Here is a 7,128-nt window from a genome sequence, read left to right on the forward strand (position 1 = left end):
GTGGACGACACGCGGCTTATCCACAGTTACGCAGCGTATCGTCCCTGGTCGGCGGAAAGTTGCAGGCTGTGCAACCGGGTCGGGGCCTGGTCGCCCCCCCGTCGGCGGCCGGCAGCGGCTACCGTGCGCTCATGGATCTGGCCTACCTGCGGGCGCATCCGACCCAGTTGCCGACGTTCCTGACCCACCAGCGGATCCGGGAGACCCCGGTCTCCGGCGGGGACATCTGCACGGCGGCCCGGCTCACCCTCGACGACGGCCACTCGGTCTTCACGAAGTCCTGGCCCGAGCGGGCCGGCCGGCCGGTCCCCGAGGGCTTCTTCGCCACCGAGGCGGCCGGGCTGCGCTGGCTGCGGGAGGCCGACGCGGTGGCCGTACCGGAGGTGGTCGTGGCCCTGCCGGAGCTGCTGGCGCTGGACTGGGTGGAGACCGGGGAGCCGACCCCGGCGGCGGCCGAGCGGTTCGGCCGGGAGCTGGCCGACCTGCACCGGGCCGGGGCGGTGACCTTCGGCGCGCCGTGGCCCGGCTTCATCGGGGCGCTGCCCCAGGACAACACCCCCGAGCCGGGGCCGTGGCCACGGTGGTTCGCCGACCGCCGGCTCCTGCCGTACCTGCGCCCGTCGGTCGACAACGGCGCGCTCACCCCGGCGGAGACCGCGCTGGTCGAGCGGCTGGTCGACCGGATCGACGAGTACGGCGGCGACGAGCCGCCCGCGCGGATCCACGGCGACCTGTGGCCGGGGAACCTGCTCTGGGGCGCCGACGGGCGGGTCCGGCTGGTGGACCCGGCCGCGCACGGCGGGCACCGGGAGACCGACCTGGCCCAGCTCGCGCTCTTCGGCGGAGCACCGTACGGTGACCGGATCCTGGCCGCGTACCAGGCGCGGTGGCCGCTGGCCGACGGGTGGCGGGAGCGCGTACCGCTGCACCAACTGCACCTGCTGCTGGTGCACACCGCCCTGTTCGGCGCGGCGTACCGGGACGCGGTGGACCGCGCCGCCCGCGCCGCTCTGCGCGGTGGTGGACGCGCTACGGTCGACCCATGACCGCCGTCCAGCCACTCGCCGGGGCTCTCGTCGACCGGTACGGCCGGATCGCCCGCGACCTGCGGGTCTCGCTGACGGACAAGTGCAACCTGCGCTGCACGTACTGCATGCCCGCGGAGGGCCTGCCCTGGCTGGCCGGCCCCGACCTGCTCACCGACGCCGAGATCGGCCGGCTGCTCCGGGTCGCCGTCGAGCGGCTCGGCGTGACCGAGGTGCGGTTCACCGGCGGGGAGCCGCTGATCCGTCCCGGGCTGGTCGACATCGTGCGCGCGGCGAGCGCCCTGCGCCCCCGGCCCCGGCTGTCGCTGACCACCAACGGCATCGGGCTGGACCGGCTGGCCCCGGCGCTGCGCGCCGCCGGGCTGGACCGGGTGAACGTGTCCCTGGACACCCTCGACGCCGACCGGTTCCACCGGCTCACCCGCCGGGACCGGCTCGGTGCCGTCCTGGCCGGGCTGGCCGGCGCGGCGGCGGCCGGACTCACCCCGGTCAAGGTCAACTCGGTGCTGATGCGGGGGATCAACGAGGACGAGGCTCCCGCGCTGCTCCGGTTCGCCCTGGCGCACGGGTACGAACTGCGGTTCATCGAGCAGATGCCGTTGGACGCCCAGCACGGCTGGGACCGCAGCGCGATGGTGACCGCCGAGGAGATCCTCGCCGCCCTGGGTGCCGCGTTCGACCTGCGCCCGGACCCGGCCGAGCGCGGGGCCGCCCCGGCCGAGACCTGGCTGGTCGACGGCGGGCCGGCCCGGGTCGGGGTGATCGGCACCGTCACCCGGCCGTTCTGCGGCGACTGCGACCGGACCCGGCTCACCGCCGACGGTCAGGTCCGCGCCTGCCTGTTCGCCACCGAGGAGACGGACCTGCGGGGTGCCCTGCGGTCCGGGGCGGACGACGCGGAACTGGCCCGGCGCTGGCGGGCCGCGACGTGGGGCAAGCGCGCCGGACACGGCATCGACGATCCGACCTTCCTGCAACCCGCCCGACCGATGTCGGCGATCGGAGGTTGACGGTGCAGCTCACCGTCCGGTACTTCGCCGGGGCCCGCGCCGCCGCCGGCCGCAGCGAGGAGACCGCCCCCGCCGGGCGCTCGCTGGAGCAGCTCACGGCGGACCTGGCGCAGCGGCACGGCGCACCGCTCGCCGCCGTCCTGCGGGTGGCGAGTTTCCTGGTCGACGGCGTCGCCTGTCATGATCGTCAGGCACCGCTGCCAGCCGGGGCCACGATAGATGTGCTGCCCCCCTTCGCGGGCGGCTGAGGGAGGATTCGTGTTACCGGTCCTGGGGTTCGTGGGCACCCTCGCGCTGATCACCGGTCTGATCCACTACTACCTGTGGCGGCGGCTGGTGCGCGACACCACCCGCCCCGGCCGGGTACGACGGATCGGCGCGGTCGTCGCCCTGGTCCTGGCGCTGCTGGTGCCGGCAACCATGATCGGTACCCGGGGCGGTTTCTACTGGCTCGCCTGGCCCGGGTACCTCTGGCTCGCCGTCATGTTCTACCTGCTGGTCCTGTTGGTCCTGCTGGAGGTGCCGCTGCTGGTCGCCCGGCTGGTGCTGCGCCGCCGGGCCGGCGCCGGGCCGGCCACCACCCCCGAGCCGCCCCCGGCGGCCCCCCAGCCGGCCCTGGTCGGCGCCGGCACCCCGGACGCCGCGACCGCCACCACCGGCGGTGGCCCGGCGGCGGCCGACGGGGGCGAGCCACCGGTGGCCGCCAGCGGCCCCGGGCCGACGGCCGGCGGCACCGGTACGCCGGACCACGACCCGGGACGGCGGCTGCTGCTGGCCCGGGGCGCGGCCATCTTCGCCGGGCTCACCGCCGTCGGCGTCACCGGGTACGGCGTCCGCACCGCGCTCGGCCCGCTGGAACTGGACCGGGTGCAGATCCCGCTGGCGAAGCTCCCCCGCAGCATGGACGGCCTGCGGATCGCCACCGTCTCCGACATCCACCTCGGTCCGCTGCGGGGCCGGGTGCACACCGAGCGGATGGTGGCCGCGATCAACCGGCTCGACGCCGACCTGGTGGCGGTCGTCGGCGACCTGGTCGACGGCACGGTCGCCGAGTTGGGCGAGGCGGCGGCCCCGCTGCGCGACATCCGCTCGCGGTACGGCAACTTCTTCGTCACCGGCAACCACGAGTACTACTCCGGCGTCGAGGAGTGGGTGCAGGAGGTCGACCGGTTGGGCCTGCGGGTCCTCCAGAACCAGCGGCAGGAGATCCACGCCCGGGGTGGCGTGCTCGACCTGGCCGGGGTGAACGACGTCAGCGCCGCCGGCACCGGCGTGGCCGCCCCGCCCGACTACGCCGCCGCACTCGGCGACCGGGACACCGACCGTCCGGTGGTGCTCCTGGCGCACCAGCCGGTGGCCGCCCTGGAGGCCGCCAGGTTCGGCGTCGACCTGCAACTGTCCGGGCACACCCACGGCGGGCAGATCGTCCCGTTCAACCTGCTGGTCCGGCTGGAGCAGCCGGTCGTCTCCGGACTGGGCGAAGTGGACGGCACCAAGGTCTACGTGACCAACGGCGCCGGTTTCTGGGGCCCGCCGGTGCGGGTCGGCGCGAACCCGCAGATCACGCTGGTGGAGCTGCGCGCCACCTGAGCGGCGGAAATGCCGGTTTCGACCGTTCGATCCCCCGGCCGTCGAGGTTGCCGGGGGATTGCGGAGGTCACGGGTACGCGTGGCGGCGGGCGGGTACCGGAGCGGGCGTGACAGGATGCGGCGTGCCTCCGTTCAGCTCCGTACCCCCCGGTGGCTTCCCCTCATTCGTCGCGGACCTGCACATCCACTCGAAGTACTCCCGCGCGTGCAGCCGGGACCTCACCCTGCCGAACCTCGGCTGGTGGGCCCGCCGCAAGGGCATCGGCGTGCTCGGCACCGGCGACTTCACCCACCCCGCCTGGTACGACCACCTGCGCGAGACCCTGCACCCGGCCGAGCCCGGCCTGTACCGGCTGGGCCCCGAGGCGGAGCGGGACATCGCCCGCCGGCTGCCGCCCCGGCTGGCCGACGCGGCCGAGGCGGACCCGGTCCGGTTCATGCTCAGCGTGGAGATCTCCACCATCTACAAGCGGGACGACCGGACCCGCAAGGTGCACCACCTGATCTACCTGCCCGACCTGGACGCGGTGGAGCGGTTCAACACCACCCTGGGCCGGATCGGCAACATCGCCTCCGACGGCCGGCCGATCCTCGGGCTCGACTCCCGCGACCTGCTGGAGATCACCCTGGAGGCCAGCCCGGACGGCTTCCTGGTGCCGGCGCACATCTGGACGCCCTGGTTCTCCGCGCTCGGCTCGAAGTCCGGCTTCGACGCCATCGCCGACTGCTACGCCGACCTCGCCGGGCACATCTTCGCCGTGGAGACCGGCCTCTCCTCCGACCCGGCGATGAACTGGCGGGTGGGCAGCCTCGACGGGTACCAACTCGTCTCCAACTCCGACGCCCACTCCCCGCCCGCGCTGGGCCGGGAGGCGACCGTGCTGGCCTGCGGCCGGGACTACTTCTCGATCCGGGACGCGCTGCGCACCGGCACCGGGCTCGCCGGGACCATCGAGTTCTTCCCCGAGGAGGGCAAGTACCACGCCGACGGGCACCGGCTCTGCGGGGTCAACTGGCAGCCGGAACGGACCCGGGCGGCCGGCGGGCGCTGCCCGGAGTGCGGCAAGCCGCTCACCGTCGGGGTGCTGAGCCGGGTCGAGGACCTGGCCGACCGGCCCGAGGGGTACCGTCCCGCGCACGCCCGCGACGTCACCCACCTGGTCCCGCTGGCCGAGATCCTCGGTGAGCTGAACGCCGTCGGGCCGAAGTCGAAGAAGGTCGAGGGCAAGCTCAACGAGCTGGTCGCCGCGCTCGGACCGGAGCTGGAGATCCTCACCACCGCGCCGCTCGACGAGATCGGCCGGGTCGGCGGGGAACTGCTCGCCGAGGGGATCGGCCGACTGCGCCGGGGCGAGGTGCGCCGGGTGCCGGGCTACGACGGCGAGTACGGCGTGATCACCCTCTTCGACCCGGCCGAGCTGGGCGCGAAGGCGAGCGGCGGGCAGGCGGAGACCCTCTTCGACGTACCGGTGCCCACGCAGCGGACCGCCCCCGAGCAGGCGGCGAGGGCGAAGGCCCGGCGTCCGGCGGCGGCGAAGGCCGCCGAGCCGAAGCGGAAGGCCGTTCCGCCGCCCCCGCCCCCGCCGCTCGCGCCGCCCCCGTCGCCGCACGAGCCGTTCGAGCCGATGCTGGCCGGCATGGAGGAGGTCGGCACCGGGCTGCTGGACCGCCTGGACGCCATGCAGCGGGTGGCCGCCTCCGCACCGGGCGGGCCGCTGCTGATCGTCGCCGGGCCCGGCACCGGCAAGACCCGGACGCTGACCCACCGGATCGCGTACCTCTGCGCCGAGCTGAACGTGTTCCCGGAGACCTGCCTGGCGATCACCTTCACCCGGCGGGCCGCCGAGGAGCTGCGGCACCGGCTCGACGGCCTGCTCGGGCCGGTCGCCGAGGACATCTACGTCGGGACGTTCCACTCGCTGGGCCTGACCATCCTGCGGGAGAACGCGACCGCCGCCGGGCTGCCCGCCGAGTTCCGGATCGCCGACGACGCCGACCGCGCCGAGGCACGGGCCGAGGCCGGCGAGGACGACACCGCGTACACCGCGCTGCTGCGCAAGCGGGACCTGGTCGACCTGGACGAACTGCTCACCCTGCCGGTGGCGCTGCTGCGCGGCGACCGGAAGCTGACCCAGCGGTACCGGGACCGGTGGCAGTGGATCTTCGTCGACGAGTACCAGGACGTCGACCCGGTGCAGTACGAGTTGCTGCGGCTGCTCAGCCCCGCCGACGGCAACCTCTGCGCGATCGGCGACCCGGACCAGGCGATCTACTCGTTCCGGGGCGCCGACGTCGGGTACTTCCTGCGCTTCTCCGAGGACTTCACCGACGCCCGGCTGGTCCGGCTGAACCGCAACTACCGGTCGTCGGCCCCGATCCTCGCCGCCGCGGTGCAGGCCATCGCGCCGTCGTCGCTGGTCCGGGGCCGCCGGCTGGACCCGGCCCGGCTCGACCCGGAGGCCCCACTGGTCGGCCGGTACGCCGCGTCCTCCGTCGCCGACGAGGCCGACTTCCTGGTCCGGACCATCGACGACCTGGTCGGCGGGCTCTCCCACCGGTCCCTGGACTCGGGGCGGATCGACGGCCGCGCCACGAGCCTGTCGTTCAGCGACATCGCCGTGCTGTACCGCACCGACGCGCAGGCCGCGCCGATCGTGGACGCCCTCTCCCGGGGCAACATCCCGGTGCAGAAGCGCTCGCACGACCGGCTGCGGGACCGGCCCGGGGTGGCCGCGATCGCCCGGGAACTGCGGCACGCCACCGGCGTCGACGGCGCGCTGACCGCCCGGGTACGCCTGGCCGGCCAGGTGCTCGCCGACCGTTTCTCGGTGCCGACGCTGGACGGCTCCGGTGGGGTCCGCCCGGAGGATGTCCGCGCGGCGGTCGACCTGCTCACCCCGCTGGCCCGCCGCTGCGGGGACGACCTGCCGCTGTTCCTGTCCCAGTTGGCCACCGGCGCCGAGGTGGACGCCCTCGACCCGCGCGCCGAGGCGGTCACCCTGCTCACCCTGCACGCCGCCAAGGGCCTGGAGTTCCCGGTGGTCTTCCTGGTCGGCGCCGAGGACGGGCTGCTGCCGCTGCGCTGGCCCGGCTCGACCCCCGACGACGACGCGGTCGCCGAGGAACGCCGGCTCTTCTTCGTCGGGCTCACCCGCGCCCAGGACCGCCTGTACGTCAGCCACGCCGCCCGCCGCACCCGGCACGGCCCGGAACGCGACGTCTCCCCCACCCCCTTCCTCGACGCGATCGACCCGGGCCTGTTCGAGCGCTTCGGCGAGAGCGAGGTACGCCGCCCCCGCGACCGCCAACTCCGCCTCATGTAGGTGTAAGGAAGGGCCCCTTCTTAACGCATACGGTCGAGAAGGGTCCCCTTCTCACACCCCGGCAGCGGGCGCATCCGGTGGCCGGGGCACCGGTGGCGGGGGTCGGGACGGTGCGCGGTGAGCGCCGGGGCGCGGATGCGGGCCGGTGGGCGCGGGTGC

At 74.8% G+C, this 7,128-nt stretch carries 5 protein-coding genes; all 5 read left to right on the top strand.

The annotated features are described in order from the left end of the window. The first annotated feature begins 131 nt into the window (after positions 1 to 131). On the top strand, positions 132 to 1,046 hold the full coding sequence (locus tag AWW66_RS07865) for a fructosamine kinase family protein (protein WP_067361963.1): 915 nt from the start codon (positions 132 to 134) through the stop codon (positions 1,044 to 1,046). Then, positions 1,043 to 2,056 (top strand): GTP 3',8-cyclase MoaA, encoded by a 1,014-nt coding sequence (gene moaA, locus AWW66_RS07870; RefSeq protein ID WP_067361931.1) that lies wholly within the window; start codon positions 1,043 to 1,045, stop codon positions 2,054 to 2,056. Before AWW66_RS07865 ends, moaA begins: the two co-directional genes overlap by 4 nt. Positions 2,057 to 2,058: 2 nt before the next feature. Further along, positions 2,059 to 2,304 carry a MoaD/ThiS family protein gene (locus AWW66_RS07875; protein WP_067361934.1) on the top strand — a complete coding sequence of 82 codons (246 nt, stop codon included), beginning with the start codon at positions 2,059 to 2,061 and terminating at the stop codon, positions 2,302 to 2,304. A 10-nt stretch (positions 2,305 to 2,314) separates the two neighbouring features. After that, a complete protein-coding gene (locus AWW66_RS07880) occupies positions 2,315 to 3,646 on the top strand; it encodes a metallophosphoesterase (protein ID WP_157527254.1) in 1,332 nt (443 codons plus the stop codon). 122 nt (positions 3,647 to 3,768) lie between these two features. Then, a complete protein-coding gene (locus tag AWW66_RS07885) occupies positions 3,769 to 6,969 on the top strand; it encodes a UvrD-helicase domain-containing protein (protein WP_067361940.1) in 3,201 nt (1,066 codons plus the stop codon). Positions 6,970 to 7,128: the final 159 nt, after the last annotated feature.

The organism is Micromonospora rosaria, from assembly GCF_001567585.1.
Classification (GTDB): Bacteria; Actinomycetota; Actinomycetes; order Mycobacteriales; family Micromonosporaceae; genus Micromonospora; species Micromonospora rosaria.

What these genes read in the sequence shown, in the direction of transcription:
- moaA (WP_067361931.1), top strand. Translation starts at nt 1,043, where the DNA reads ATGACCGCCGTCCAGCCACTCGCCGGGGCTCTCGTCGACCGGTACGGC.
- AWW66_RS07865 (WP_067361963.1), top strand. Translation starts at nt 132, where the DNA reads ATGGATCTGGCCTACCTGCGGGCGCATCCGACCCAGTTGCCGACGTTC.